The organism is Pseudomonas sp. P2S-1, assembly GCF_057197725.1.
In genome coordinates this window covers 1,948,463-1,972,955 of record NZ_CM170068.1, presented here as the reverse complement: position 1 = coordinate 1,972,955, position 24,493 = coordinate 1,948,463, and the positions used below count along the sequence as shown (strand labels likewise).

Here is a 24,493-nt window from a genome sequence, read left to right as displayed (position 1 = left end):
CGATGCACATCATTCATCTCGCACCTCGCCCGGTGCAAGCCCAGGGCATGAGCGAAGCGCTGCGCTGCTTCGATTGGAGCACGACGTCCCTCGGGCCTTTGCACCGCTGGCCCAATTCGCTGCGTATCGCCGTCGACCTGATGCTCGCCTCGCGCTTCCCCAGTTGCCTGGTCTGGGGCAGCGACATGGTCACCCTGTACAACGATGCCTTCGTGCCCATCCTTGGCACCAAGCCCAGTCCGCTGGGACGGCCTTTCCCCGAGGTGTGGAGTGACATCTGGGACGAGGTGGGCGGGCTGGTGTTCCGAGTCATGGACGGAGAGGCGGTGTTTCTCGAAAACTTCCCCCTGGTGACCAACCGCAATGGCGTGCTCGAACAGGTCTGGTTCACCTTTTCCGTCAGTCCGGTGCGCGATGAGAGCGGCAAGGTCGCCGGCTTTCTCGACACCGTGCTGGAAACCACCAGCAGCGTCGAGTCGGAGCGGCAATGGCGCGAGCTGGCCAGCTCCTTCGAACGCCAGGTGCAGGAGCGCACCGTCGACCACAACCACATGTGGGAGCTGTCCAGCGACCTGATGGTGGTGGTCCGGGATGACCTGCGCCTGCGTACCTTTAACCCGGCCAGCCGGCAGTTGCTCGGCTGGGATGACGATTTGCACGGCAAGTCGCTGCTGGAGGTGCTGCACCCGGACGACCACGACGAAGTCCGGCGCATCCTGCAGGGGGCCCAGCCTGCCGGCGAGGGGCGCCTGCGCCATGTCGAAGGCCATTACCGGCGCTTCAGCCTGAGCGCCATGCCTGGATCGGACTTCACCACCCTGCTGGGCCATGACATCAGCCAGGAACGCGAACGCGCGGAGGCCCTGCACCAGGCCGAGGAACTGCTGCGCCACGGCCAGAAGATGGAAGCGGTCGGCCAGTTGACCGCCGGCGTGTCCCACGATTTCAACAACCTGCTGGCCGGGATCGGCACCAACCTGGAAATGCTCGAACGACGCCTGGCCCAGGGACGTCTCGAGAACCTCGGGAAATACGTGCACGCCGCGCGCCAGGCGGCCGACCGCGCCTCCGAGCTGACCCGGCGCATGCTTGCGTTCTCGCGCCGCCAGCCGTTATCGCCGCGCCCTGCGGACCTGAATGACCTGCTGGCCGGGATCGAGCCCTTGATCCATCAGGCCATCGGTCCGGATGTCGAACTGCGGTGGCAGGTGGACCCGCGCCCGTGGTTGATCGAGGTGGATATCAGCCAGATGGAAAACGCCCTGATCAACCTCTGCGCCAACGCTCGCGACGCCATGCGCCAGCGTGGCTGGCTGAAGATCAGCACCTGCAACGAGCGGCATTACAGCGAATTGCCCGGAATCGACCTACCGCCGGGCGATTACTGCTGTCTGCGGATCGAGGACAACGGCTGCGGCATGTCGAAGGCAGTCGTGGCGCGGGCCTTCGATCCGTTTTTCAGCACCCGGCCGGCGAGCGAGCGCAGCGGTTTGGGCCTGTCCATGGTCTACGGCTTCGTGCGCCAGTCCGGCGGCAGCATTCGCATCCTTTCCGAAGAGGGCAAGGGCACCTGCGTCGAACTGCTCCTGCCGCGTTTCATCGGCCCGGCGCTGCCGTTGCCGCAGCCGCTGGCGGAGCCGGAAGTTGCGCCGCTGATAGCGCCGACCGGCAGCCAGCGCATCCTGCTCATCGACGACGAGCCGGTGCTGCGCATGGTGATCCGCGAGTGCCTGCAGGAACAGGGCCTGGAGGTGCTGGAGGCGGGCGACGCCAGCAGTGGCCTGGCCTTGTACGAAAGCGCCGGGCCGATCGACCTGGTGGTGTCGGATATCGGTCTGCCGGGCGGTCTCAGTGGCATCGAGGTGGCCAAGGCTGTGCGTGCCCGCACGCCGGAGCAGAAGATTCTGTTCATCACCGGGTTCACCCAGGAGTCCATCAGTACCAGCGGCCTGCACGACCAGGGGCTGGAGTTGCTGATCAAGCCATTCGGCCTCGAGGCGCTGCTGCGCAAGGTCGGCAGCATGCTTCAGTCCACGGCAGACGCCGGGGCACGGGAGCGCTGACGGGCAGCCACGCGCTCGAGCACCAGGTAGGTCACGCAGGCGATCAGCAGCGGCAGCAGGAAGTACACCGCGCGATAGCCGATCAGCGCCGCCAGCAGCGTGCCCTGGCTGTATTGCCCCTGCAGCAGGGTGATGAACACGCTCTCCAGCACCCCCAGTCCGGCCGGGATATGGGTGATGACCCCGGCGATGCTGCTGACCATGAGGATTGCCAGGAGGGTCGGGTAGCCGGCCTTGTCCGGCAGCAGCGTATAGATCACCAGGCCCATCAGGCACCAGTTGCCGGCGCCCATCAGCGCTTGCAGGGCGGCCAGGCGCCACGACGGCAGGGTGAGCGAGTGGTCGCGGATCGTCCATTCGCGGCGCCGGGCGAAGCGGCAGGCCAGCAGATAACCGATGGCCACCGCCAGCATGCCGATGCCGATCACCCGCAGCCCGCTGCTGCCGATCTCCAGGCCCGCGGGGAGCTTGGGAAAACCGAGGACGAACAGGCTGCCGGCCACCAGCAGATAGCCCAGCCAGTTGGTCACCAGGCCGCAGCCGAGAATACGGGTGATGGTCGCGGTCTCCAGGCCCAGCCGCGAGTACAGGCGAAAGCGCAGGGCGACGCCGCCGACCCAGGCGCTGAGGTTGAGGTTGAACGCATAGCAGACGAAGGCCAGCGGCAACACCTGGCGCGCCGGCAACTGATGCCCGGTGTAGCGCCGGCCGAGCAGATCGTAGCTGCTGAACAGGGCGAAGCTGCACGCCACGACGCCCACGGCGGCGAGCAGTACCTGCGGCCGGTACGAGGTCAGGGCCTGCCAGACCTCGCCCCAGTCCTGGTTGCGCAGAAGCATGAACAGCAGCACCGGGACCAGGATGAAGAACAGCACGGTCAGTGCCTGGCGCGCGCGTTTCCACAGGGTCTTGTTCACGAGAGGCGCTCCTGCACGGTTTCCACTTCCTGATACAGCGGCTTGAGCCGCGGCTTGTGCGCCGGCAGCCCGGCGAACAGCGCGGGGAAATAGCGGGTGAAGTGGAAGGTCAGGAAGATCAGCGGCGCCCGCCACCAGTAACCGCGCAGCACCCGTTGCAGGGTCACGCGCTTGCAGCGTTTGTGGCGCAGTTCGTCGAGGTGTTCGTAAAGGCGTTGGTTGAAGGCTTCGTCGCGGATCACCAGGTTGGCTTCAAGGTTCAGCGACAGGCTCAGCGGGTCGAGGTTGCTCGAACCGACGGTGCTCCACTGCCGGTCCACCAGGGCTACCTTGCCGTGCAGCGGGCGTTCGCAATATTCGTGGATCTTCACCCCGTCACGCAGCAGGTAGTTGTAGAGCAGGCGCGAGCACAGGCGCACCCAGGGCATGTCGGGCATGCCCTGGAGGATCAGGGTGACGTCCACGCCACGTCGCGCGGCATTGCGCAGGGCGCGCAGCAGGCGGTAGCCGGGGAAGAAATAGGCATTGGCGATGATGATGCGCTCGTGGGCACTGACGATGGCGCGCAGGTACTGTTGCTCGATATCGGTGGGGTGCTGATTGTTGTCGCGGATGAACAGGCGCATCCGCGCCTGCTCGCTGTCCGCCTCCAGCACCGGCGCCCGGCGCCACCAGGCGCGGTGGCGACGAGCGACCCGGGCATGGCTATCGAGCAGGGTGAGGGTGGCCTTGCGCAGGTCATCGACGATCGGCCCGCGCACCTGCACCGCGTAATCCTGCTTGGCCAGCGGTCCGAAATCGCCAAGGTGGTCGGCGCAGTAGTTGATCCCGCCAATGAAGCCCAGGGTGCCATCGATCACCAGGATCTTGCGGTGCAAGCGCCGGAACAGGTTGGTGCGCACGCCAAGGCGCATCGGGCTGGGGTCGAAGGCTTGCAGGTCGACCCCGGCATCGAACAGCGCCTGCAGGTACTCGCGGCTCAGCTCGGCGGTGCCGTAGCCGTCCACCAGCAACTGCACGCGCACGCCGCGGCGGGCGGCCTCGATCAGCACCTGCTGCAGCTCCAGGCCGACCTTGTCCTCGTAGATGATGAAGGTTTCCAGTAGTACCTCTTCCCGGGCCTGGCGAATGGCCTCGAACGCGGCAGGGTAGTATTCCTCGCCGTTAATCAGCAGTTGCACGTGGTTTTCTGCGCGCCATTCGGTGTTCATAACAGGACCTCGACACAGAGTGGCAGGTGGTCGGACAGATGCGACCAGGGTTTGCGCGACATCACCCGCGGCTCGCGGGCCCGGGCATTGCGCAGGTAGATGCGGTCCAGGCGCAGCAGCGGCCAGCGGGCCGGGAAGCTGCGCGCCGGCGCGCCGAACTCATGGGTGAACACCTCGAACAGCCCGCGGCTGGCCAGCATCACATCGGCGCGCTGGCGCCAGTCGTTGAAGTCGCCGGCGATCACCACCGGCGCGGCCTCCGGCAGGGTGTCGAGCAAGCCGCAGAGCAGCTTCAGTTGCTGGGTGCGCTGGCGTTCGTCGAGGCCCAGGTGCACGCAGATGGTGTGCACCCGGCGTTCGCCGGGCAGCGCCAGCACCGAATGCAACAGGCCGCGCTGCTCGCTGCCATCGACGCTGACATCGAAGTTGTGGTGCTCGAGAATGGGAAACTTCGACAGCAGGGCATTGCCGTGCTCGCCCTCCGGATACACCGCGTTGCGTCCATAGGCGAACATCGGCCACAGGCTGTCGGCGAGAAATTCGTATTGCGGCAGCGGCGACCAGCCCGGGTAACGCCCGGCATGCCGGCTGTGGCTGCCCAATACCTCCTGGAGAAACACCACATCGGCATGATGGGCGCGCACCGCCTCGCGCAACTCCGGCAGCACATAGCGCCGGTTCAGTGGGCTGAAGCCCTTGTGCACGTTGACCGTCAAGACCCGCAAGGCGTTGACCGGGGCGACATCGCTGAGTTTCAGGGGGCGTTGCGCCTGGGTCATGGGCGGCCCTCGCTGGCCAGCATGTGCGCGACCTTGTCTTTCAGGGTGGCGAAGCTGAAGGGCTTGTTCAGCACTTGCATGCCCGGGGCCAGGCGCCCCAGGTGGGCGGAGGCGTTCTCCGCATAGCCGGTGATGAACAGCACCCGCAGGCCGCCGCGCAACTTGCGCGCGATCTCCGCCAACTGCAGGCCGCTCATGCCTGGCAGGCCGATGTTGCAGATCAGCAGGTCGTAGTGCCGCTCGCTGCGCAGCAGGCTCAGGGCCTGGTCGGCGTCGGCGACGTCCTGGCACGGGTAGCCCTGTTCCGTGAGGTGGTCGCGCACCAGATGGCGCACCGTGCTGTCCGACTCGACGATCAGGATTCGTTGCTCATGCCCGGCCTGGGCCTCGTTGCCGCAAGCCACCGGCGCAGCAGGATCTTGTGGATGATGACGTGGCAGCAGCAACTCCACCTCGGTGCCCTGGCCGAGTCGGCTGTGCAGGCTGACATGGCCGTGGGACTGGCGACTGAAGCCATAGACCATCGATAGCCCGAGACCGGTGCCCTGGCCAATGCCCTTGGTGGTGAAAAACGGATCGAAGGCCCGGTCCAGGGTGCTTTGCGCCATGCCGCAGCCGTTGTCGCTGACGCTGATGCGCACGAAGTCGGTGCCGCTCAGCGGATGGGCTTCCGGCAGCGGACGGGGCAGATGGCGGTTGCTCACCTCGATGCGCACCTCGCCACCCTCGGGCAGGGCGTCCCTGGCGTTGACCAGCAGGTTGTCGAGGGCTTCCTGCAACTGGCGGGCATCGGCCTTGGCCGGCCACAGTTTGTCGTCGATGCGGACCTGCAGGCGCACGCCCGGGCCCAGCACTTCGTTCAGGCGCTTGCGCTCCAGCAAGGCCGCCAGTTGCACCGGACGGTCGTCCAGCGACTGGCGGCTGGAAAAAGCCAGCAGCCGGTGGGTGATGCTGGCGGCGCGCTGCACTGCATTGAGGCCCATTTCCACCAGCCTGGGGATTTCTTCCGGGCGCTGCTGGGTGTGGCGCTGGCGGATCAATTCGAGGCTGCCGCCGATACCGGTAAGCAGGTTGTTGAAATCATGGGCCACGCCGCCGGCGAGCTGGCCGATCGCTTCCATCTTCTGGTCCTGGCGCAGGCGTTGTTCTTCCTCGCGCAGATGGCGCACCCGCTCTTCGGTCTGGCGTTGCAGGCTGGCCAGTTCCAGGCCTTGCTGGCAACTGTAGTACTGGCGACGCCGGGCGCGCAGCGAGGAGTGGGCCAGGTCGAGCAGAGCCTGTTCGGCGAACGGGCAAGGCAGAATGAACAGATTGCCCAGGGCCAGGCACAGGTCGGGGCTGTGGCTGATCGACTGCGCGCCGTCGCCGAGCAGCAGCACCGGCAGGTCGGACCACAGCGGCTGGCTGCCCAGGTACTGCTTGAGCTGCGAGGACTCGAAGCCATCCAGGCTGGTGTGGGCGATGATTGCCAGCCCGGCGCCCTGGTCAAGGGTTCCGGCCAGTTCTTCCAGACTGCGCATGACCAGGGCTTGCAGCCCGGCCTGATCGAGCAGGTTCAGAGCCTGCCCGCTGATCGGCGGTGGCGCCAGGATCAGCGCACGCTCGCTGTTGGCTGACGAATGATTCACGGTCGATCTCCTTGGAAGGCGCCCCATGCAGCGTTGCGCCTGCATGGGATGCATTCTCTCTGGACTCGCCGTGAAAGCGGGGGTTCAAACCGATTGCGCGGACCGCGCGAGGTGACTCAGAGACCCTGCTGGACCAGCGGATCGTCGGGGTTCTGCTGCTCCAGCTGGGCCAGCAGGATCTGCACGTTTTGCAGTTGGCCGCTTTCTTTCCAGTACTCGATCAGCAGGACCCGCGCCTTGCGGTTGGCAGGCTGGCGGGTGAGCAGGGTTTCCAGCTGCTTTTGCGCGACCTGGAGCTGGTCAAGGCTGTGCAGGCTGACCGCCAGGGTATAGCGATAGTCGCTGTTGTCAGGTTCCAGCTCCAGTGCGCGGGAGAAGGCCAGCAAGGCGTATTCCTCCTGCTGGTGACGCAGCAGCCACTGGCCCAGTTCGAATTGCAGGAAGGCGGAATCGGGATGGCGCTGCAGGGCTTCGGCCAGCACTGCCCGGGATCCGTCGGTCTGGCCCTGGGCGTCGAGCAGGCGGACCCGGGTGGCGAGGGCGTCGAGGTTGCCGGGTTCCAGCTTCAGGGCCTGCTCCAGCGCGCCGGTGGCCGAAGCGAAGTCGCGCTCCTGCAAATACAGGTTGGCCAGGTGTACCTGGTCGCGGACATCGTCGCCCCGGGTTTGCAAGGCCAGTTGGTACTGGTCGAGCACGCTCTGCAGCGGGGCGAAATACAGGCCCACGTCATCCGGGCTCAGGCCCATCAGCGCGTCCACTGCGGCAAAGCGCACGTTGTCGTCTTCATCGTCGAGCAACGGGCCGAGCAGCAGGCTGCGCTGGTTGGCCGGCACCATGGCGGCGATCGCTTCGAGCGCGGCGCGACGTACCAGGGGATCGTCGTGCTGCAGATCCTTGCTGGCCAGTTTCAGGGCCACGGGGGAAGGATAATTGGGCAGTTCGGCGTACAGGCTGGCGCGGCGAATGGCCGAAAGGTCATGGCGGCCCAGTTGCTGGTACAGCACTCGCGCCGCACCTGGCAGACCATTGTGTGCCTGGGCCAGGGCCCTGACGTAGGAATGCTGCAGGGCCGGATCGGGCGCCGGAGGATCCTTGTGCAGCAACAGGCTGCCCACCCCCAGAAGCGATAGCAGGGCAAGGCCGGCGAACAGGTAGAGGCGCGGTCTGGGCATGCGGGGTCCGGGTCCATGGCCTACAGAAAGGGACCAAGCTTGGGTCAGACGAATGGTTGAGTCAATGTGCGAGGTCGTGACGAGGCCTCTGGGGCAGCGGCTTCCCCCGCGAAGGTGGCGGTAGTGGAACCGCAGCCACGATCGCGGGTAAGCCCGGAAGGATCAATGTCCGCGATGGCGACGTTTGTGCTTGTACTTGCGCTTGCCCGAATCATGCCGGTTGTCATCGGCCAGATGGTTGCCCAATGCGCCCCCTGCGGCACCGCCAAGGCCGGCACCGATGGTCGAACCGGTCGAGCCGCCGACCTTGCCACCCAGTACCGATCCGCCGGCCGAGCCCAGGCCGCCGCCGATTGCCGCTTCGGTGCGGTTGCCTTTCTTCGCACCCACCGCGCTACCGGCAGCACCACCCAGCCCGGCACCAATGGCCGCACCGGTGCTGCCACCGATCTGCTGTCCAACCACGTTGCCCAGCGCGCCGCCGAGACCGCCGCCAATGGCGGTGGTGCCGTCACCGGCCAGCGCGGCCTGGGAGATCAGGAAACCTAGAGCGAGGGTAGGCAATATGAGACGCATGGGAGAAACCTCGGGGTTGTTGAAGCGATCAGGTAGTCAGGGGAAATCAATCGTCATCGCGGTAGCGGCGATCGTCACGACGGTAGTCATGGCGGTCGTCGTAACGGCGTTGGTCCTGGCCGTGCCAGCGTCGCTGATCACGGTCGCGGTCGCGCCAACCGTCGTCACGGTCATGATGATGGTGATGGGCACAGCCGGCGGACAGCAGGATCGCGGCGAGCAAGGAGAACTGGGTCAGGCGGGTCAGCACGTGGATTTCCTCGAATCGACTCGGGAGGGTCGATGGCGAGGTTATGACCGCATATTTGCGGTTTGGTTTCCGTGATCACCGGTAACCGATTGGCAGATATGAAAAAAGCGCCTCGAAGGGCGCTTTTTCAGAAGAGTGGTGCCCCGGGCCGGACTCGAACCGGCACGCCTGCAAGGCGGCGCATTTTAAGTGCGATGTGTCTACCAATTTCACCACCAGGGCAGTGGGAACGGCCGATTAGACACCAAAAGCACGTCAGAATCAACGATTTAGGTGCTGCGAAAGCGCTTGCGGGTGGCTCGATGGAGCAGGGCACTGGCGGACCGGAGATTGTCCGTTTAACGCTATTTCCTGCCCTTGTCGCGTTAGTTGGAAGAGCGCGAGCGCGTTAAGGTAGCCAGGCACTTCCGATAACAACAGGATTTTCCTCATGGCCCGTTCGCGTTTCCTGCCGGACAACTTCACCCTCACCCTGGTTGCGGTGGTCGCTGCCGCAACCTTTCTACCGGCACATGGCCAGGTCGCCGTCGCGTTCGACTGGATCACCGACATCGCCATTGGCCTGTTGTTCTTCCTTCATGGCGCCAAGCTGTCGCGCCAGGCCATCGTTGCCGGCGCGGGCCACTGGCGCCTGCATTTCCTGGTATTCCTGTGTACCTTCGTGCTCTTCCCGCTGCTTGGCCTGGCACTGAAACCGGTGCTGCTGCCGTTGGTGGGCGGCGAGTTGTACATGGGCTTCCTGTACCTCTGTGCCTTGCCGGCGACGGTGCAGTCGGCGATCGCCTTCACCTCGCTGGCCAGGGGCAACATTCCCGCGGCGATCTGCAGTGCTGCGGCCTCGAGCCTGATCGGCATTTTCATCACCCCGGTTCTGGTGGCGCTGCTGATGGGGGTTCATGGTGATGGCGGTTCCACCCTCGAAGCCATCAGGAAAATCAGCATGCAGTTGCTCGTGCCATTCGTGGCTGGCCAGATCGCTCGGCGCTGGATCGGCGACTGGGTGGGGCGCAACAAGGCCTGGCTCAAGTTCGTTGACCAGGGTTCGATCCTGCTGGTGGTGTATTCGGCTTTCAGCGCGGCGGTGATTGGCGGCTTGTGGCAGCAGGTTCCTCCGGTGGTGCTCGGATCCATCGTCCTGGGCTGCTGCCTGCTCCTGGCCCTGGCCCTGGGAATCACTTCGTTGCTGGGCAGGTGGCTCGGCTTCAGTCTTGAAGACCGCATTACCATCCTGTTCTGCGGCTCCAAGAAAAGCCTGGCCACTGGCGTGCCCATGGCCCAGGTGCTGTTCGCCGGCAGCAGCATCGGCGTGCTGATCCTGCCGTTGATGCTGTTCCACCAGATCCAGCTGATGGTCTGCGCCTCGCTGGCCCAGCGCTATGCGCGCCGGCCGGAAGCGCCGGTGGTCGAAGCGAGTGCCTGCCCACGATAGGTGCTGGGTTCACACGCGTCAGCGCGCCATATACCGCTGCACCCAGCGCCGCGGAATCAACAGCGACGCCAGGCCGAGCAATGCCGCCAGCACGCTGCTGAACAGCAGGGCGGCAAAGCCCAGGTGATGTTCCAGCCAGCCGCCGAGCACCGCGCCGAGCAGCATGCCGCCCCACGGCACCAGTTGCATGCGCCAGCCAGCCCGGCGCTCGCCCATCAGCCAGCGTCCCAGGCCGCGACCGAAGCGGGACAGCGCGCCGGTGACGTAGGTCAGGCCGATGGGCAGGCCGTTCACTTCTTCCACCGCAGCATTGAGCATGCCCATGGCCAGGATCGCCGCGAGCAGGGCGAGCAGTTCCAGGTAGCTGCCGCACAGGGCTGCGCTGAGCAGCAGCAGGGAGGTCAGGGCCAGCAACGGCCAGGCCCGCTTGCGGCTGGAGCGGGCGATCATTACGCCGAGGGCGTTGCCGACAACGAACATGATGACCAGCAGGGCCAGGCGCAGCACCAGTTCGAAATGCCCTTCGCTGACCGCTACTGCCAGGCGCGTGGTATTGCCGCTCATGAAGGAGACGAAGTCACCGCTGGCGAGAAAGCCGATGGCATCGGTCATGCCGGCCAGCACCGAAAGTCCGCCGACGAAGAACAGCCCGACCTGGCCACGCCTCTGGTACAGGCGCTGGGCATGAGGCCTGCGCAATCCGCCGGGATGTTCGGGCAGCATGCGCGACTTAGCGGGGTTCGATGCTGCTGGCCACGGCACGCAGCTCGTTGACCGAGTCGGTCAGGCCGCTGACCCGGGCATTGACCTCGACAGCGTCCTCGGCATGCACCGAGTTCTGCAGGTAGACGGCGTGCCCGGCCAGGCCGCGGGCGAGTTGCTCCATGCCGTCGGCGGTGTGTTCCAGATCGTCGTGGATACGTTTCATGCGTGTGTCGATGACCAATCCCTTTCCCTCAACCACTTGTCTGTCGGTGCCACCGGGCGCGGCAACTATAGCAACTTGCCTGCATTCCCGCAGGCGCGGCGCCGACAATCGCGCTATACCTTGATCCAGCGCAATGGTTGTGGGGCTTATCTATGGTCAGCGCCGGATTACTCCTTCGGATATCGGAACTTCGGCGTAGGAGAAGGCGTCTTTTCGTGTCGTCCTCAGCGTATGCTGTAGCTACACTCCAACAATAGTCAACGGACTCCGAAATGGATGCATCCGAACGCGTCGATTCGCATGGCATGAACGCCGGCCTGTACGAGCAACTCGTGCAGACCGTGGTGGACTACGCCATCTACATGCTGGACCTCGAAGGTCATATCGTCTCCTGGAACGCCGGTGCCGAACGCATCAAGGGCTATCGGGCAGAGGAGGTCATCGGCCAGCATTTCTCGCTGTTTTTCACTGAACAGGACAGCGCTGATGGGCGCCCCGGTTTCCTCGTCAGCCAGGCCCTGAGCAAGGGCCGGGCCCAGGATGAGGGCTGGCGGGTGCGCAAGGACGGTACGCGTTTCTGGGCCCTGGTGGTGCTGGATGTGGTGCGTTCGCGCGAAGGCCAGGTGATCGGCCTGGCCAAGATCACCCGGGACATCACCGACCGCCGCGAGGCCGCGTTGCAACTCGACGCCATGCGCGCCCAGCTGTTCCAGTCGCAGAAGCTCGAAGCCCTCGGCCAGTTGACCGGGGGCATGGCCCACGATTTCAACAACCTGCTGACCATCATCCTCAATTCGGCCAAGCTGGCGATCAACAGCAGCGATGCGCAGCGCACCCGGCGCCTGCTCGAGCATATCCTCGATGCCGGCCAGCGCGGCAGCCAGATGACCCAGCAGTTGCTCAGCTTTGCCCGGCGCAAGGAACTCAACGTGGTGCGGGTCAACCTCGCCGAGGTGATCGAGTCGATCCACGCGTTGCTGTATCAGGCGCTGCCAAAGAACATCGAGCTGCATGTGCTGTGCGATGACGATCTGGCGCCGGTGGAAGTGGACGCCGGGCAGTTGCAGATGGTCCTGCTCAACCTGGTGCTCAATGCCCGCGATGCCATGGAGGCGGGCGGCGAAATCCGCATCCGCGCCGGCAATCGCACCTTGCTCGGCGAGCGTGATGGACTGGTTGGCGACTTTGCCGTGATCAGTGTCGTCGATACCGGCAAGGGCATCGATACCGAGGTGCTGCCGCGGATCTTCGAGCCGTTCTTCACCACCAAGGGTTTCGGCAAGGGCACCGGTCTGGGCCTGAGCCAGGTATATGGGTTCGCCAAGCAAAGCAATGGCGGGATCTGGGTCGACAGCGAGCCGGGGCAAGGCACCTGCATGACCCTGTGCATTCCGCTGCTGGTTAACGGGGAGGAAAAACAACCGTGGAACAACTCCAGCGTCTAGTGACGGGAATCGGAGGGCTCGACGAGCTGCTCAAGGGCGGGCTGGTCGCCGGCTCCGCGTATATCGTCCAGGGCCGTCCCGGCTCGGGCAAGACGGTGCTGGCCAACCAGCTGGCGTTCAATCATGTCGAGCGCGGCGGGCGGGTGCTGGTGGCGACCTTGCTCAGCGAGTCCCACGAGCGCCTGTTCCAGTTTCTGTCGACCTTGTCGTTCTATGATCCGGCGAAGATCGGTGACCAGATTCGCTTCCTCAGTGCCTTCGACACCCTTGAACAGGAAGGGCTGGAGGCGGTGGTGCGCCTGTTGCGCGGCGAGATCGCCCGTCAGGGCGCTTCGCTGCTGATCGTCGATGGCCTGCTCAACGCCCGCTCGCGTGCGGAAACCGTGCTCGACACCAAGAAGTTCATCTCCGAGCTGCAAGCCCACGCGGCCTTTGCCGGCTGTACGCTGGTGCTGCTGACCAGCATTCATCTGGACGAGGACGGCCCCGAGCACACCATGGTCGATGGCGTGATCGAACTGGGCGAGGACCTGCACGGTGCCCGTGCGGTGCGCCGCATCCAGTTGCGCAAGACCCGCGGCAGTGCGGCGCTGTCCGGGTTGCACGAGTGTGAAATCACCGATGATGGCATGCAGGTCTATCCGCGGCTCGAAGCGTTGTACGGGCATCCTTCCGGGGCCGGCAGCGACACCTTCGCCCGGGTCGGCAGCGGCGTACCCTGTCTTGACACTCTGCTGCAGGGCGGGCTGGCAGAAGGTTCGGTGACCTTGGTGATGGGGCCTTCGGGCAGTGGCAAGACGTCCCTCGGCCTGAGTTTCCTCGGGGCGGCGACGCCCGAGGCGCCGGGGCTACATTTCGGCTTCTACGAACCCGCCTCGCGCCTGCGCATCAAGGCCTCGAGCCTCGGGCTCGACTACCCGGCGATGGAGCGCGAAGGCGCGCTGCACATCAGTTGGCAACCGACCACCGAGGGCTTGCTCGACGATGTCGGCGCGCGCTTGCTGCGGCAGGTCGCCGAGCACGGGATCAAGCGCGTGGTGATCGACAACCTCGGCGCCTTCACCCGCCTGGCGACCCGTCCCGAGCGGCTCAACGAATTCTTCCGCGCGTTGATGGGCGAACTGCGTGCCCGCGACGTGACGGTGCTGGCGACCTGGGAAATGCGCGACCTGTTCGGCTCCGAGATCATTGCCCCGGCACCGGAGCTGTCGAGCATCGTCGACAATCTGCTGCTGATGCGTTTCGTCGAATTGAACTCGCAACTCAAGCGCGTTTTGTCGATTCTCAAGGTACGCGACAGCCGCTACGACCCGGCGCTGCTGGAGGTGTGTTTCAGCGAGAAGGGGATGGAATTGCACAAGGCTTTCAACGAGGCCGCCGCGGTGTTGTCCGGCACGGCGAAACCACTGGAGCGGTCCTGAGGGCCGCGGTCTGACGATATGAGCACAGTCCTGGTAGTCGACGATGAATACGTGATCTGCGACATCCTGGGGTTTGCCCTGGAAGATGCGGGGTATCGGGTGGAAAAGGCCAGCAATGGCGAGAAAGCCCTGGAAACCCTGACAGCGGGGCTTGCGGCGCAACCGCCTGGGGACGCGAGGATCGAGTTGTTGATTACCGACTACATGATGCCCGTGATGAATGGTGAAGAGCTTGCCAGGGCGCTTCGCGCCGAACCCAGCTTGCAGGCCTTGCCGATCATTCTCATGAGTGGCGCGCAGGCCAGCATTGGCCGGGAGAATCCCGGGCTGTTCGATGGGGTGCTGGACAAGCCTTTCGATACCGAACTGCTGATTGCCATGGTCCAGCAGCTGTTGCCACTGCCCGGGGAGTGAAGCCCGGCATCGCCATCAGGTGTATTTCGGCAGGGGACAGGCGCATCCGTGCGACTGCAATCATGCCAGCGGCTTAATGATTGCCTTCTCCTTTCTCCGGCGCCGGGCTGCCGGCCTGAATGCGTTTGTAGATCTCCTCGCGGTGCACCTGGACATCTTTCGGTGCATCGATGCCAATCCTCACTTGCATCCCTTTGACGCCCAGAATGGTGACCTTGATGTCATCGTCGATGACGATGCTTTCGCCGACTTTACGGGTGAGTATCAGCATGTATTTCTCCTTGGTAACTTGAAATGCCTCGCGGGCCTTTTCCCCACTGAGGATGGGGGCGCCGGAAGCGCTTCCCTCTTTCCCTTCATTAAAGACGCATTCGTTGAAAATTAATTCCCCGAGCAAAATATTTGCTGATGCCTTTTTCTGGATTGGGAGTCGACGGGCAGGTAATCATTTCGCTTGGCGGGATTCGCCACCCCGCAAGCATAGGGGGCTTGAACGCATATGGGAAATTTCTCTTGCGAAAAGAGAAACTTTCGATAGTTAACTTTTTTTATGTGGATTTAGCGCTGCTGGCCAAATGAGTTTCATTCTTTTTGGCGGCGTGTTGCCGGTAGGAGCGTGGCTTGCCCGCGAAGGACCGCGCAGCGGTCCCAAAACCTGCCACCGCCGGGCATCTGGAAGAACGCTATCAACCAATCTCTGTGAATCCAGCAGACTCGTGCTGGATGGTTTTGGGACCGCTGCGCGGTCCTTCGCGAGCAAGCCTCGCTCCTACAGTGTTCTGGCCAGGTTCAGTGATGGCCGAGCAGTGCCACACCCTTGATCTGCGCCCACAATTGCTGCCCCGGCTGCAGCCCGAGCTGGTCGCTGGAATAACGCGTGACCCGCGCCAGCAGCGGATGCCCGGCGGCCTCGAGGCTGACCAGCATCTGCGCCGGATTACCCTGTTCGGACAGCGCCCGCAGGGTCACCGGCAGCCGATTGATGATGCTCGAACGATTATCTTCGGTCAGGCTCAGGCTGATATCCCGGGCCTGAATGCGGATGCGCAGGGTCGAGCCCGGCGGTAGCGGCGCATGGGGAATGCGCAGACGCAACTCGCTACCCGGCAGGTGCAGGTCGAGGAGCTGGTAGGTCTCGTCGTAGTGGCCGGTACGGCCCTCGATCACCACGCCAGCTTCCTCGTCCTGGGCCAGGGGCAGGTCGAGACGGGCCAACGTCTGGTTCAGCGGGCCGCTGGCGAGGACCTTGCCTTGCTCCAGCAGCACCAGGTGATCGGCCAGCCGCGCGACCTCTTCCTGGGCGTGACTGACGTACACCAAGGGGATTTGCAGCTCATCGTGCAGGCGTTCCAGGTACGGCAGGATCTCGCGCTTGCGCGGTGCATCCAGGGCCGCCAGCGGCTCGTCCATCAGCAGCAGGCTGGGGCTGGTGAGCAGGGCCCGGGCAATGCCGACGCGCTGGCGCTCGCCGCCGGACAGAGTATCGGCCTTGCGTTCCAGCAGATGGTCGATGCCCAGCAGTTCGCAGGCCTGCGGCAGGTTGATGCGGCGGATGGCCGGATCGATACGCTTGCAGCCGAACTCCAGGTTGCCGCGCACCGAGAGGTGGCTGAACAGGCTGGCTTCCTGGAACACATAGCCGATCGGGCGCTGGTGCGGCGGCACGAAGATGCCCTTGGCCGAGTCTTGCCAGACCGTTCCGGCGACTTCGATATAGGCATCACCCGCCCGCTCAAGGCCGGCCAGGCAGCGCAGGCAGGTGGTCTTGCCGGAGCCGGAGGCGCCGAACAGGGCGCTGACGCCCTGGCCGGGCAGGACCAGGTCGACATCCAGGGTGAAGTCGTCCCGGGCCATCTTCAGCCGGGCATGGATGCGCGAGGTCATGCAGAACTCCAGGCCGATTTGCCACGGCGGCTGCCATACAGCGCCAGCAGCACCAGAAACGAGAACACCAGCATCGAACCGGCCAGCCAGTGCGCCTGGGCGTACTCCATGGCCTCGACGTGGTCGAAGATCTGCACCGAGACCACCCGGGTCTTGTCGGGGATATTGCCGCCGATCATCAGCACCACGCCGAATTCGCCCACGGTATGGGCGAAACCGAGGATGCTGGCGGTGATGAAACCGGGCCTGGCCAGGGGCAGGACCACGCTGAAGAAGGTGTCCCACGGACTGGCGCGCAGGGTCGCGGCCACCTCCAGCGGGCGGTCGCCGATCGCGGTGAAGGCGTTCTGCAACGGCTGCACCACGAAGGGCATGGAATACACCACCGAGCCGATCACCAGCCCGGTGAAGCTGAACACCACGGTGCCCAGCCCCAACGCTTCGGTGGTTTTACCGATAAAGCCATGGGGTCCGAGGGCCAGCAGCAGGTAGAAACCGATCACCGTCGGCGGCAGCACCAGGGGCAGCGCTACCACCGCACCGACCGGGCCGCGCAACCAGGAACGGGTGCGCGCCAGCCACCAGGCGATCGGCGTGCCGACCAGCAACAGCAGCAAGGTGGTCAGCGACGCCAGCTTGAAGGTCAGCCAGATTGCGCCGAAATCGCTGGCGTCGAGCGGCATCAGAGTTCGTAGCCGTAGGACTTGATCACGGCAGCGGCCTTGGGACCTTTCAGGTATTCGACCAGGGCCTTGGCGGCAGGGTTGTCCTTGCCTTTCTCGAGGATCACCGCGTCCTGGCGGATCGGGTCATGCAGCTCGGCCGGCACGATCCACGCGGAACCGCTGGTGACCTTGCCGTCCTGGAAGATCTGCGACAGGGCGACGAAGCCCAGCTCGGCATTGCCGGTGGAAACGAACTGGAAGGCCTGGGTGATGTTCTGGCCTTCGACGATCTTGCCCTTGGTGGCGTCGGTCAGCTTCAGCTTGTCCAGCACCTGGGTGGCGGCCAGGCCGTAGGGCGCGGCTTTCGGGTTGGCGATGGAGAGGTGCTTGAACGCGTTCTTCTTCAGCACTTCGCCCTTGCTGTCGACGTAGCCCGGCGTGGCCGACCACAGGGCCAGGGTGCCCACGGCGTAGGTGAAGCGCGAGCCTTTGACGGTAGCGCCTTCGCTTTCCAGCTTGGCCGGGGTGCTGTCGTCGGCGGCGAGGAACACTTCGAACGGCGCGCCGTTCTTGATCTGTGCATAGAACTGGCCGGTGGCACCGAAAGCGGCGACCAGCTTGTGGCCGGTGTCCTTCTCGAAGTCCTTGGCGATAGCCTGGATCGGTGCGGTGAAGTTGGCGGCGACGGCCACCTGGACATCATCGGCCCAGGCGCTGTTGAAGGCGAACAGGGTGAACAGGCTGGTCAGGGCAAGGCGAGGTGCGGAAATACGCATGAAACGACTCCGTGGTTGAGTGAAGGCCAATCGCTATATAGTTGAATATATAGCGATTGCCTTGCAAACGGAAAGCTTTGTTTCAGCGACGAATAAGCGCGAGGGTTTGTTCGGCAAGTGTGCGGGTAAGTTCGGCGGCGGGGCGTTCGATACCCAGGCGCAATGCCTGGCCGGACCAGAGATTGCTGAAATCGCTGTTGCTCTCGGACTCGCTGATCGCACGGATCGGCATCAGCGCCCCGCCGGCCAGGGGGAAGGCCGGGGCCAGGTCGCTGACCGGGCCCAGCTCGCGCATGATCCGGTTGTAGATGCCCCGCGCCGGGCGCCCGGTAAACAGGTTGGTCAGCGCCGTGTCGCTTTCCCGTGCGGTATGCAGGGCGCGGCGGTGCATGGCCGAAACCTTGGCCTCCGGGCAGAACAGGTAGGCGGTACCCAGTTGCACGGCCGAGGCGCCGAGCATGAAGGCCGCAGCGATACCGCGCCCGTCGCCGATCCCGCCGGCGGCGATCACCGGCACACGCACGGCGTCGGCGATCTGCGGCACCAGGGCCATGGTGCCGACCTGGCTGTTCAGGTCATCGCTGAGGAACATGCCGCGATGGCCGCCCGCCTCATAGCCCATGGCGATGATCGCGTCGCAGCCGTGCTGTTCCAGCCACAGTGCTTCGGTGACGGTGGTGGCGCTGGAAATGACTTTGGCGCCGGTCGCCTTCACCCGGGCCAGCAGGCGCGGCTCGGGCAGGCCGAAGTGGAAACTGACCACCTCGGGCTTGTATTCCTCGACCAGGGCGCAGGCGTTGTCATCGAAGGGCGCGCGGCTGGACACTGGCGTCGGCGCTTCGTAATCGGCACCGACCTCTTCGTAATACGGCCTGAGCGCTTCTTTCCAGCGGGCGATCCGGGCCGGATCGTCGGCCGGCGGGGTGTGGCAGAAGAAGTTTACGTTGAGCGGGCCGTTGCTGGCCTGGCGGAAGGCTTCCAGCTCCTGGCGAATCTGTTCGGCGCCGAGCATGGCGCAGGGCAGGGCGCCCAGCCCGCCGGCCTGGCTCACGGCGATCGCCATGGCCGAGCCGGTAGCGCCGGCCATCGGTGCCTGGAGGATCGGCAGGTCGATGCCGAACAGATCGAGGATGCGTGAATCCGGCCAGTGGCTCATACCCGTGAACTCCTTCTACGGCGGCCAGCGGCGTCAGAGCGCCTTGCTGACCTGGATATCGGTGATCTTGTCGGCGTCGTCGCCGTGGATCTTGCGCAGCGCTTCCTGGGCCTGCTCCAGGGAGTTGTCCGGCAGCACGGCGAAGTCCCAGCGGCGTTCGCCGTCGAGCTTGTACTTGATGACGTATTTGATATTGGTGCTCATAAGGCTCTTATCTCAACTGCGACGACGAACGACGGATGATCTTGATCTTGTGGCTGAAGGTCGGCTTGCGGGTCACCGAGATCGGCCGCGGGGTCACGGTGTCGATGGTTATGTTCCAGAACCCGGTGCTCGGCACGGTGATCTTCGCCGGGAAGCGATCGAAGGCGCCGCCATGGTAAGTGTGGCGGCCGCCGTTCTTGAAACTGCGGAAGTTGGCGTCGTTCATCAGGCGGATATTGCAGCGCTGGGAGCACTCGATCACGACGATATCGTCTTCGTTGAGGTGCTCGCGCTGGTGTACGAATTTCATGTAGCGGCTCCGCAAGGGGATATTTCGGCAAAGCGGCACGATAACAGATGCGTGGGAAAGGAATGTAGGACTCATCACATTCCTTGCGATAAATCTGACAATCCAGGGAGCAAATTGGCCTAATAGCGGTCTTAGGATTTTTGAATGAATATGGGAGAGGGTCTCGATGAAATGGTTTGTATCTGCCTTGGCGTTGGCGCTGACCGGTTGTGCCAGTGTGGCCGAGCTGGAACAGAGCCCTGAAACCCTGAACGTGATGTCCGGCAAGTCACCGGAGCAGTACCTGACCTGTGTGCAGGAAAAACTCAAAGACAGCCGCGACCCTTTGCAGGTGACCCGTGGCGAGAAGAATTCGATCCGGGTGATCGTGCCGCAGAAGCTCTCCGAGGCACCTGCGGCGGTGATGGATATCAGCGAGCGTTCCGCTGGCAGCTCGATCAAACTGCATGAACGCCTGAACAACTTCCCGCTGCGGCTTTCCGACGTGAACAACGCCGCGACCCAGTGCATTTCGGGCTGATTCCAGCCCTCTAGAGAACACTGCACGACCCTGTGGGAGCTGGCTTGCCAGCGATTTGGCCAGATCTGACAACCTCTTCGTCAGTGCCGGCCTCATCGCTGGCAAGCCAGCTCCCACAGGGTTTTTGTGCAGTCTGGAAATTTCCTCTCATTAATCGATTCACCGATCCAAATGCCCCTTTCTGGTGCTTTCCGCCGTTGTAGTGGCGGAGGGATAGCCCTACTATCCATAGGCTTATATTTTTTGAGTCTAAGCATATAACCATAAGAAAAAGCCAGAAGAAAAAGGGAGCTCCGTGATGATTACACTGGATCGAATCCTGATCAGTAGCCTGTTGTTGTTTTCCCTGCCGATAGCCCACGCCGACCAGGGCCAGAACGTCTTCACCCAGGGTGGGGCCAACCCTGCGGCCATGGCCTGCCAGGGCTGCCACGGGCCGGATGGCCTGGGCATGGCCGCTGCCGGCTTTCCGCGACTTGCCGGTCTCCCGGTGGGTTACCTGAGCAAGCAGTTGCGCGATTTCCGCGACGGCACGCGCAAGAACCCGATCATGGAGCCATTGGCCAAGGCCCTCGGTGATGAGGAGATCGCCGCCGTCAGTAAAACCCTCGCGGCCATGCCGGCGCCTGCGGCGCCGACTACCCGCCGTCAGCAGATGGCCAGCAATGCGACCGAACAACTGGCGTTGTACGGCGACTGGAGCCGGCAGATTCCCGGCTGCGTGCAATGCCACGGCCCGGGTGGTGCCGGTGTCGGCGAGCACTTCCCGCCGCTGGCCCACCAGCCGGCGACCTACCTGACCGCGCAACTCAACGCCTGGCGCGATGGCAGCCGGCACAACGACCCGAACCAGTTGATGGTGGGCGTGGCCAAGGCCATGACCGACGAAGAGGTCAAGGCCATCGCCGACTACTTCGCCGCAGGCCAGGAGGTCAAGCCATGAAAGCATTCGTTTTTTCCGCACTGGCCTTTGCGTTGGGTTCGGCGCATGCCGCGCAGGTTGCCATGGAAGACCAGTCGCAACTGAAAGTGCCGCCCGCCAGCCAAACGCCGTTCTTCGTGCCTCCGTCCCAGAGCGAACTGCCGGACAACGCCTTCGGCAAGATGGTCCGCGACGGCTATGCGCTGTTCGTCGACACCAAGCGCATGGCCCCGGACTACGTCGGCAACGGCATGAAATGCAGCAACTGCCACCTCGACCAGGGGCGCCTGGCCCACTCCGCGCCGCTGTGGGGCGCTTACCCGATGTACCCGGCCTACCGCAAGAAGAACGACAAGGTGAACACCTACGCCGAGCGTATCCAGGGCTGCTTCCAGTTCAGCATGAACGGCAAGGCACCGGCGGCCGACAGCCCGGAGATCACCGCGTTGTCGGTGTATTCCTACTGGCTGGCGAGCAAGGCCCAGATCGGCGTTGAGCCGCCTGGCCGTGGCTACCCGGACGTCGCCCAGCCTGCGGGCGGCTACGACATCGCCCGTGGCGCGCAGGTCTACCAGCAGCAGTGCGCGATCTGTCACGGTGACACGGGGCAGGGGCAGAAGGTCGGCGACGACTACGTGATGCCGCCACTGTGGGGCAAGGACTCCTACAACTGGGGCGCCGGCATGCACCGGATCAATACGGCGGCGTCCTTCATCAAGTACAACATGCCCCTCGGCAGGCCCGGCAGCCTCAGCGACCAGCAGGCCTGGGACGTGGCAGCGTATATCAACAAGCACGAGCGCCCGCAGGACCCGCGCCTGGTGGAAGGCTCGGTGGAGAAAACCCGCCTGAAGTTCCACGCCAACGATGGCGTCAACCTGTACGGCCAGACCGTCGACGGGGTGTTGATCGGGCAGGGCACTGGCAAGTAGCTATAGTCGTCTGGACGATGATGGCCAGGGCGCCGTTTTTCGAAGGGAAAACGGCGCCTTTTTGTCGCCGGAGTAATGGCACAAAGCCAATATTTTCAACGGCTGGGAACTATCCCGCCGGTTATTTCTCTATGATGGCAACGGTTGCGCTCGGGCGCCCCATTGTAAGCTTCACGCCGCCTGATTAGACTGCGCCGAATTTCGTACACGCAGCCCTTCGTTAAGGACTTTTATGATCAAGAAATGCTTGTTCCCGGCAGCCGGCTACGGCACTCGCTTCCTGCCAGCCACCAAAGCCATGCCCAAGGAAATGCTGCCGGTGGTCAACAAGCCACTGATCCAGTACGGCGTTGAAGAAGCCCTCGAAGCCGGCCTGACCGAAATCTCCATCGTCACCGGCCGCGGCAAGCGCGCGCTGGAAGACCACTTCGACATCAGCTACGAGCTGGAAACCCAGATCAAGGGCACCGACAAGGAAAAATACCTGGTCGGCATCCGTCGCCTGCTGGACGAATGCTCCTTCTCCTACACCCGTCAGACCGAGATGAAGGGCCTGGGCCACGCGATCCTCACTGGCCGCCCGCTGATCGGCGACGAGCCGTTCGCCGTGGTCCTGGCGGACGACCTGTGCGTCAATCTCGACGACGACGGCGTGCTGACCCAGATGGTCAAGCTGTACAAGCAGTTCCGCTGCTCGATCGTCGCCATCCAGGAAGTCGATCCGCAGGAAACCAACAAGTACGGCGTGATCGCCGGCGAGATGATCCGCGACGACATCTACCGCGTGCACAGCATGGTCGAGAAGCCTAAGCCGGAAGACGCGCCGTCGAACCTGGCGATCATCGGCCGCTACATCCTGACCCCGGACATCTTCGACCTGATCGAACAGACCGAGCCAGGCAAGGGCGGCGAAATCCAGATCACCGACGCCCTGATGAAGCAGGCGCAGAACGGCTGCGTCATGGCCTACAAGTTCAAGGGCAAGCGTTTCGACTGCGGTGGCGCCGAAGGCTACATCGAAGCTACCAACTTCTGCTTCGAGAACTTCTACAAGACTGGCAAGGCTTACTGAGTCGGTAGGGTTTCAGACAAAACGCCCGGTGCCTGCACCGGGCGTTTTGCTTTGCGGCTCAAACGCGCACCGCCCGATTCTTGCGTGGCGTACGGCCGATGCAGCAGACCCAGCGGTGATTGCGGCGGTAGGGCGCGCGGATGAAATTGATCTCGGCCAGCAGGCGCATGCCGCGCTTCTTCAGGGCTTCGGTCAGTTGTACGAGTGTCTCTGCTTCGATAGTCATCGCTGTTACCTCGTCAGATTACTGCGTTCATCAGTGTTGACCGGGCGGGTTTGCCGCAGATTCATTTTTTTGACTTGGGCGACAGCTTTTCGCCCGCAAGCCTTGCAAGCCCTTTTGTTTATGGCCTGGACTGGCGCTATGCTGGCGGCCTGCCGAGGAGAGTGAAATGGCCTACGATTTTGACCTGTTTGTAATTGGCGCCGGTTCCGGCGGTGTGCGTGCCTCGCGATTCGCCGCGGGCTTCGGGGCCAAGGTGGCGGTAGCGGAAAGCCGCTACCTGGGCGGGACCTGCGTCAACGTCGGCTGCGTGCCGAAGAAGCTGCTGGTGTACGGCGCCCATTATTCCGACGAATTCGAGCAAGCCTCGGGCTTCGGCTGGTCGCTGGAAGACGCGCAGTTCGACTGGGGGCAACTGATCGCCAACAAGGACCGCGAGATCCAGCGCCTCAACGGCATCTACCGCAACCTGCTGGTCAACAGCGGCGTGACCCTGCTGGAAGGCCACGCACGGATCACCGCGCCCCATGAGGTGGAAGTCGAGGGCAAGCGCTACTCGGCCAGGCATATCCTTATCGCTACCGGCGGCTGGCCGCAGATCCCGGAGATTCCCGGGCGCGAGCTGGCGATCAGCTCGAACGAGGCGTTCTACCTCAAGACCCTGCCCAAGCGCGTGCTGGTGGTCGGTGGCGGCTATATCGCCGTCGAGTTCGCCGGGATCTTCCAGGGCCTGGGCGCCGACACCACCTTGCTCTATCGCGGCGACCTGTTCCTGCGGGGCTTCGACGGTTCGGTGCGCACCCACCTGAAGGAAGAGCTGGAGAAGCGCGGCCTGGACCTGCAGTTCAACGCCGATATCGCCCGCATCGACCAGCAGGCCGACGGCAGCCTCAAGGCCACCCTCAAGGATGGCCGCGAGTTGCTCACCGACTGCGTGTTCTACGCCACCGGGCGCCGGCCGATGCTGGACAACCTGGGTCTGGAGAACACCGAGGTGCAACTGGACAAGCGTGGCTTCGTCCAGGTCAACGACGAGTTCCAGACCGATGAACCGTCGATCCTCGCCATCGGCGATGTGATCGGCCGGGTGCAACTGACCCCGGTGGCCCTGGCCGAAGGCATGGCGGTGGCACGGCGCCTGTTCAAGCCGGAAGACTATCGTCCGGTGGACTACGCCAACATTCCTACGGCGGTCTTCAGCCAGCCACCGATCGGCACCGTTGGCCTGACCGAGGAGCAGGCGCTGGAAGCCGGGCACGCGGTGAAGATCTTCGAAAGCCGTTTCCGCCCGATGAAGCTGACCCTCACCGAGGTCCAGGAAAAGACCTTGATGAAGCTGGTGGTGGATGCCGACAGCGACCGCGTGCTCGGCTGCCATATGGTCGGCCCGGAGGCGGGCGAGATCATCCAGGGCCTGGGCATCGCGCTGAAGGCCGGGGCGACCAAGCAGCAGTTCGATGACACCATTGGTGTGCATCCGACGGCGGCGGAAGAGTTCGTGACGATGCGAACCGTGACCCGCTAACCCGAAGCCAACACAAAACCCTGTGGGAGCTGGCTTGCCAGCGATGAGGCCGGCACTGAAGAAGATGTTGT

27 protein-coding genes and 1 tRNA gene are annotated in these 24,493 nt (G+C 64.0%); 10 read left to right on the top strand and 18 right to left on the bottom strand.

Annotated features, from left to right (window positions below):
• Positions 1–2: 2 nt before the first annotated feature.
• Entirely contained in the window at positions 3–2,063 is a 2,061-nt protein-coding gene (locus tag AC2CQI_RS08705; RefSeq protein ID WP_484579892.1) for a hybrid sensor histidine kinase/response regulator, read from the top strand.
• On the opposite strand, the gene AC2CQI_RS08700 is transcribed toward AC2CQI_RS08705, so the two are convergent.
• The 8 genes from AC2CQI_RS08700 to AC2CQI_RS08665 form a co-directional block, all read right to left on the bottom strand.
• Positions 2,027–2,980, bottom strand: a complete 954-nt coding sequence (locus tag AC2CQI_RS08700; RefSeq protein WP_075803481.1) for a lysylphosphatidylglycerol synthase domain-containing protein — start codon at positions 2,978–2,980, stop codon at positions 2,027–2,029. The genes AC2CQI_RS08705 and AC2CQI_RS08700 overlap by 37 nt on opposite strands.
• Positions 2,977–4,191 carry a cardiolipin synthase ClsB gene (gene clsB / locus AC2CQI_RS08695; protein WP_484579891.1) on the bottom strand — a complete coding sequence of 405 codons (1,215 nt, stop codon included), beginning with the start codon at positions 4,189–4,191 and terminating at the stop codon, positions 2,977–2,979. The genes AC2CQI_RS08700 and clsB overlap by 4 nt, the downstream gene beginning before the upstream one ends.
• Complete coding sequence (locus tag AC2CQI_RS08690; RefSeq protein WP_075803479.1) at positions 4,188–4,970, bottom strand: endonuclease/exonuclease/phosphatase family protein; 783 nt, start codon at positions 4,968–4,970, stop codon at positions 4,188–4,190. The genes clsB and AC2CQI_RS08690 overlap by 4 nt, the downstream gene beginning before the upstream one ends.
• The gene (locus AC2CQI_RS08685) at positions 4,967–6,598 is read right to left on the bottom strand and encodes an ATP-binding protein (RefSeq protein WP_484579890.1); all 1,632 of its coding nucleotides are present in this window, start codon (positions 6,596–6,598) and stop codon (positions 4,967–4,969) included. The genes AC2CQI_RS08690 and AC2CQI_RS08685 overlap by 4 nt, the downstream gene beginning before the upstream one ends.
• Before the next feature lie 116 nt (positions 6,599–6,714).
• Complete coding sequence (locus AC2CQI_RS08680) at positions 6,715–7,770, bottom strand: tetratricopeptide repeat protein (RefSeq protein ID WP_075803478.1); 1,056 nt, start codon at positions 7,768–7,770, stop codon at positions 6,715–6,717.
• A gap of 162 nt (positions 7,771–7,932) precedes the next feature.
• Positions 7,933–8,346: a glycine zipper domain-containing protein gene (locus tag AC2CQI_RS08675; RefSeq protein WP_075803477.1), complete on the bottom strand. Its 414-nt coding sequence runs from the start codon at positions 8,344–8,346 to the stop codon at positions 7,933–7,935.
• 46 nt (positions 8,347–8,392) lie between these two features.
• On the bottom strand, positions 8,393–8,596 hold the full coding sequence (locus AC2CQI_RS08670; protein ID WP_372239117.1) for a hypothetical protein: 204 nt from the start codon (positions 8,594–8,596) through the stop codon (positions 8,393–8,395).
• 136 nt (positions 8,597–8,732) lie between these two features.
• Positions 8,733–8,818: transfer RNA gene (locus tag AC2CQI_RS08665), tRNA-Leu, on the bottom strand.
• 208 nt (positions 8,819–9,026) lie between these two features.
• Here AC2CQI_RS08665 and AC2CQI_RS08660 point away from each other — a divergent pair.
• Positions 9,027–10,025, top strand: coding sequence for a bile acid:sodium symporter family protein (locus tag AC2CQI_RS08660; RefSeq protein ID WP_075803476.1), 999 nt, complete (start codon positions 9,027–9,029; stop codon positions 10,023–10,025).
• An 18-nt stretch (positions 10,026–10,043) separates the two neighbouring features.
• Here AC2CQI_RS08660 and AC2CQI_RS08655 read toward each other — a convergent pair whose 3' ends face one another.
• Positions 10,044–10,748, bottom strand: coding sequence for a YoaK family protein (locus tag AC2CQI_RS08655; RefSeq protein ID WP_075803475.1), 705 nt, complete (start codon positions 10,746–10,748; stop codon positions 10,044–10,046).
• Positions 10,749–10,755: 7 nt separating this feature from the next.
• Complete coding sequence (locus AC2CQI_RS08650) at positions 10,756–10,953, bottom strand: hypothetical protein (RefSeq protein ID WP_075803489.1); 198 nt, start codon at positions 10,951–10,953, stop codon at positions 10,756–10,758.
• A gap of 272 nt (positions 10,954–11,225) precedes the next feature.
• On the opposite strand from AC2CQI_RS08650, the gene AC2CQI_RS08645 reads away from it, so the two are divergent.
• From AC2CQI_RS08645 to AC2CQI_RS08635, 3 genes are read left to right on the top strand one after another with little or no spacing between them, the layout of a single operon-like run.
• Entirely contained in the window at positions 11,226–12,398 is a 1,173-nt protein-coding gene (locus AC2CQI_RS08645) for a two-component system sensor histidine kinase NtrB (protein ID WP_484579889.1), read from the top strand.
• Entirely contained in the window at positions 12,377–13,819 is a 1,443-nt protein-coding gene (locus AC2CQI_RS08640) for an ATPase domain-containing protein (protein WP_075803473.1), read from the top strand. The genes AC2CQI_RS08645 and AC2CQI_RS08640 overlap by 22 nt, the downstream gene beginning before the upstream one ends.
• Positions 13,820–13,837: 18 nt before the next feature.
• Complete coding sequence (locus AC2CQI_RS08635; protein ID WP_075803472.1) at positions 13,838–14,233, top strand: response regulator; 396 nt, start codon at positions 13,838–13,840, stop codon at positions 14,231–14,233.
• A gap of 73 nt (positions 14,234–14,306) precedes the next feature.
• Here the strand turns inward: AC2CQI_RS08635 and csrA are convergent, their stop codons facing one another.
• From csrA to AC2CQI_RS08600, 7 genes are all read right to left on the bottom strand, one after another.
• Complete coding sequence (csrA, locus tag AC2CQI_RS08630) at positions 14,307–14,504, bottom strand: carbon storage regulator CsrA (protein WP_064304133.1); 198 nt, start codon at positions 14,502–14,504, stop codon at positions 14,307–14,309.
• Between the two features lie 518 nt (positions 14,505–15,022).
• Positions 15,023–16,117 (bottom strand): molybdenum ABC transporter ATP-binding protein, encoded by a 1,095-nt coding sequence (gene modC, locus AC2CQI_RS08625; protein ID WP_484579888.1) that lies wholly within the window; start codon positions 16,115–16,117, stop codon positions 15,023–15,025.
• Positions 16,114–16,800 carry a molybdate ABC transporter permease subunit gene (gene modB / locus AC2CQI_RS08620; RefSeq protein WP_075803470.1) on the bottom strand — a complete coding sequence of 229 codons (687 nt, stop codon included), beginning with the start codon at positions 16,798–16,800 and terminating at the stop codon, positions 16,114–16,116. The genes modC and modB overlap by 4 nt, the downstream gene beginning before the upstream one ends.
• Positions 16,800–17,558, bottom strand: coding sequence for a molybdate ABC transporter substrate-binding protein (gene modA / locus AC2CQI_RS08615; RefSeq protein ID WP_075803469.1), 759 nt, complete (start codon positions 17,556–17,558; stop codon positions 16,800–16,802). Before modA ends, modB begins: the two co-directional genes overlap by 1 nt.
• Before the next feature lie 82 nt (positions 17,559–17,640).
• Complete coding sequence (locus tag AC2CQI_RS08610) at positions 17,641–18,714, bottom strand: NAD(P)H-dependent flavin oxidoreductase (protein WP_484579887.1); 1,074 nt, start codon at positions 18,712–18,714, stop codon at positions 17,641–17,643.
• 33 nt (positions 18,715–18,747) lie between these two features.
• On the bottom strand, positions 18,748–18,918 hold the full coding sequence (locus tag AC2CQI_RS08605) for a hypothetical protein (protein WP_484579886.1): 171 nt from the start codon (positions 18,916–18,918) through the stop codon (positions 18,748–18,750).
• 7 nt (positions 18,919–18,925) lie between these two features.
• Entirely contained in the window at positions 18,926–19,228 is a 303-nt protein-coding gene (locus AC2CQI_RS08600) for a DUF1883 domain-containing protein (protein ID WP_042124691.1), read from the bottom strand.
• A 166-nt stretch (positions 19,229–19,394) separates the two neighbouring features.
• Between AC2CQI_RS08600 and AC2CQI_RS08595 the strand changes: the two genes are divergently transcribed.
• The 4 genes from AC2CQI_RS08595 (at position 19,395) to galU (ending at position 22,674) form a co-directional block, all read left to right on the top strand.
• Positions 19,395–19,748, top strand: coding sequence for a hypothetical protein (locus AC2CQI_RS08595; RefSeq protein WP_075803467.1), 354 nt, complete (start codon positions 19,395–19,397; stop codon positions 19,746–19,748).
• Positions 19,749–20,046: 298 nt separating this feature from the next.
• Positions 20,047–20,691: a c-type cytochrome gene (locus AC2CQI_RS08590; protein ID WP_484579885.1), complete on the top strand. Its 645-nt coding sequence runs from the start codon at positions 20,047–20,049 to the stop codon at positions 20,689–20,691.
• Complete coding sequence (locus AC2CQI_RS08585; protein WP_484579884.1) at positions 20,688–21,602, top strand: c-type cytochrome; 915 nt, start codon at positions 20,688–20,690, stop codon at positions 21,600–21,602. The genes AC2CQI_RS08590 and AC2CQI_RS08585 overlap by 4 nt, the downstream gene beginning before the upstream one ends.
• Before the next feature lie 232 nt (positions 21,603–21,834).
• Positions 21,835–22,674: a UTP--glucose-1-phosphate uridylyltransferase GalU gene (gene galU / locus AC2CQI_RS08580; protein WP_009407129.1), complete on the top strand. Its 840-nt coding sequence runs from the start codon at positions 21,835–21,837 to the stop codon at positions 22,672–22,674.
• Between the two features lie 58 nt (positions 22,675–22,732).
• Here the strand turns inward: galU and AC2CQI_RS08575 are convergent, their stop codons facing one another.
• On the bottom strand, positions 22,733–22,900 hold the full coding sequence (locus AC2CQI_RS08575) for a hypothetical protein (protein ID WP_178391994.1): 168 nt from the start codon (positions 22,898–22,900) through the stop codon (positions 22,733–22,735).
• A 166-nt stretch (positions 22,901–23,066) separates the two neighbouring features.
• Here AC2CQI_RS08575 and gorA point away from each other — a divergent pair, with 166 nt between their 5' ends.
• Positions 23,067–24,422, top strand: a complete 1,356-nt coding sequence (gene gorA / locus AC2CQI_RS08570) for a glutathione-disulfide reductase (RefSeq protein ID WP_484579883.1) — start codon at positions 23,067–23,069, stop codon at positions 24,420–24,422.
• Positions 24,423–24,493 lie beyond the last annotated feature (71 nt).

Bases quoted from the DNA above. Each gene is read 5' to 3' on its own strand.
- csrA (WP_064304133.1), bottom strand. From the start codon at position 14,504: ATGCTGATACTCACCCGTAAAGTCGGCGAAAGCATCGTCATCGACGAT.
- AC2CQI_RS08705 (WP_484579892.1), top strand. From the start codon at position 3: ATGCACATCATTCATCTCGCACCTCGCCCGGTGCAAGCCCAGGGCATG.
- AC2CQI_RS08600 (WP_042124691.1), bottom strand. From the start codon at position 19,228: ATGAAATTCGTACACCAGCGCGAGCACCTCAACGAAGACGATATCGTC.
- AC2CQI_RS08590 (WP_484579885.1), top strand. From the start codon at position 20,047: ATGATTACACTGGATCGAATCCTGATCAGTAGCCTGTTGTTGTTTTCC.
- AC2CQI_RS08635 (WP_075803472.1), top strand. From the start codon at position 13,838: ATGAGCACAGTCCTGGTAGTCGACGATGAATACGTGATCTGCGACATC.
- AC2CQI_RS08605 (WP_484579886.1), bottom strand. From the start codon at position 18,918: ATGAGCACCAATATCAAATACGTCATCAAGTACAAGCTCGACGGCGAA.
- AC2CQI_RS08690 (WP_075803479.1), bottom strand. From the start codon at position 4,970: ATGACCCAGGCGCAACGCCCCCTGAAACTCAGCGATGTCGCCCCGGTC.
- AC2CQI_RS08675 (WP_075803477.1), bottom strand. From the start codon at position 8,346: ATGCGTCTCATATTGCCTACCCTCGCTCTAGGTTTCCTGATCTCCCAG.
- clsB (WP_484579891.1), bottom strand. From the start codon at position 4,191: ATGAACACCGAATGGCGCGCAGAAAACCACGTGCAACTGCTGATTAAC.
- AC2CQI_RS08585 (WP_484579884.1), top strand. From the start codon at position 20,688: ATGAAAGCATTCGTTTTTTCCGCACTGGCCTTTGCGTTGGGTTCGGCG.
- modB (WP_075803470.1), bottom strand. From the start codon at position 16,800: ATGCCGCTCGACGCCAGCGATTTCGGCGCAATCTGGCTGACCTTCAAG.
- modC (WP_484579888.1), bottom strand. From the start codon at position 16,117: ATGACCTCGCGCATCCATGCCCGGCTGAAGATGGCCCGGGACGACTTC.
- gorA (WP_484579883.1), top strand. From the start codon at position 23,067: ATGGCCTACGATTTTGACCTGTTTGTAATTGGCGCCGGTTCCGGCGGT.
- AC2CQI_RS08645 (WP_484579889.1), top strand. From the start codon at position 11,226: ATGGATGCATCCGAACGCGTCGATTCGCATGGCATGAACGCCGGCCTG.
- AC2CQI_RS08655 (WP_075803475.1), bottom strand. From the start codon at position 10,748: ATGCTGCCCGAACATCCCGGCGGATTGCGCAGGCCTCATGCCCAGCGC.
- galU (WP_009407129.1), top strand. From the start codon at position 21,835: ATGATCAAGAAATGCTTGTTCCCGGCAGCCGGCTACGGCACTCGCTTC.
- AC2CQI_RS08680 (WP_075803478.1), bottom strand. From the start codon at position 7,770: ATGCCCAGACCGCGCCTCTACCTGTTCGCCGGCCTTGCCCTGCTATCG.
- AC2CQI_RS08575 (WP_178391994.1), bottom strand. From the start codon at position 22,900: ATGACTATCGAAGCAGAGACACTCGTACAACTGACCGAAGCCCTGAAG.
- AC2CQI_RS08595 (WP_075803467.1), top strand. From the start codon at position 19,395: ATGAAATGGTTTGTATCTGCCTTGGCGTTGGCGCTGACCGGTTGTGCC.
- AC2CQI_RS08650 (WP_075803489.1), bottom strand. From the start codon at position 10,953: ATGAAACGTATCCACGACGATCTGGAACACACCGCCGACGGCATGGAG.
- AC2CQI_RS08660 (WP_075803476.1), top strand. From the start codon at position 9,027: ATGGCCCGTTCGCGTTTCCTGCCGGACAACTTCACCCTCACCCTGGTT.
- modA (WP_075803469.1), bottom strand. From the start codon at position 17,558: ATGCGTATTTCCGCACCTCGCCTTGCCCTGACCAGCCTGTTCACCCTG.
- AC2CQI_RS08610 (WP_484579887.1), bottom strand. From the start codon at position 18,714: ATGAGCCACTGGCCGGATTCACGCATCCTCGATCTGTTCGGCATCGAC.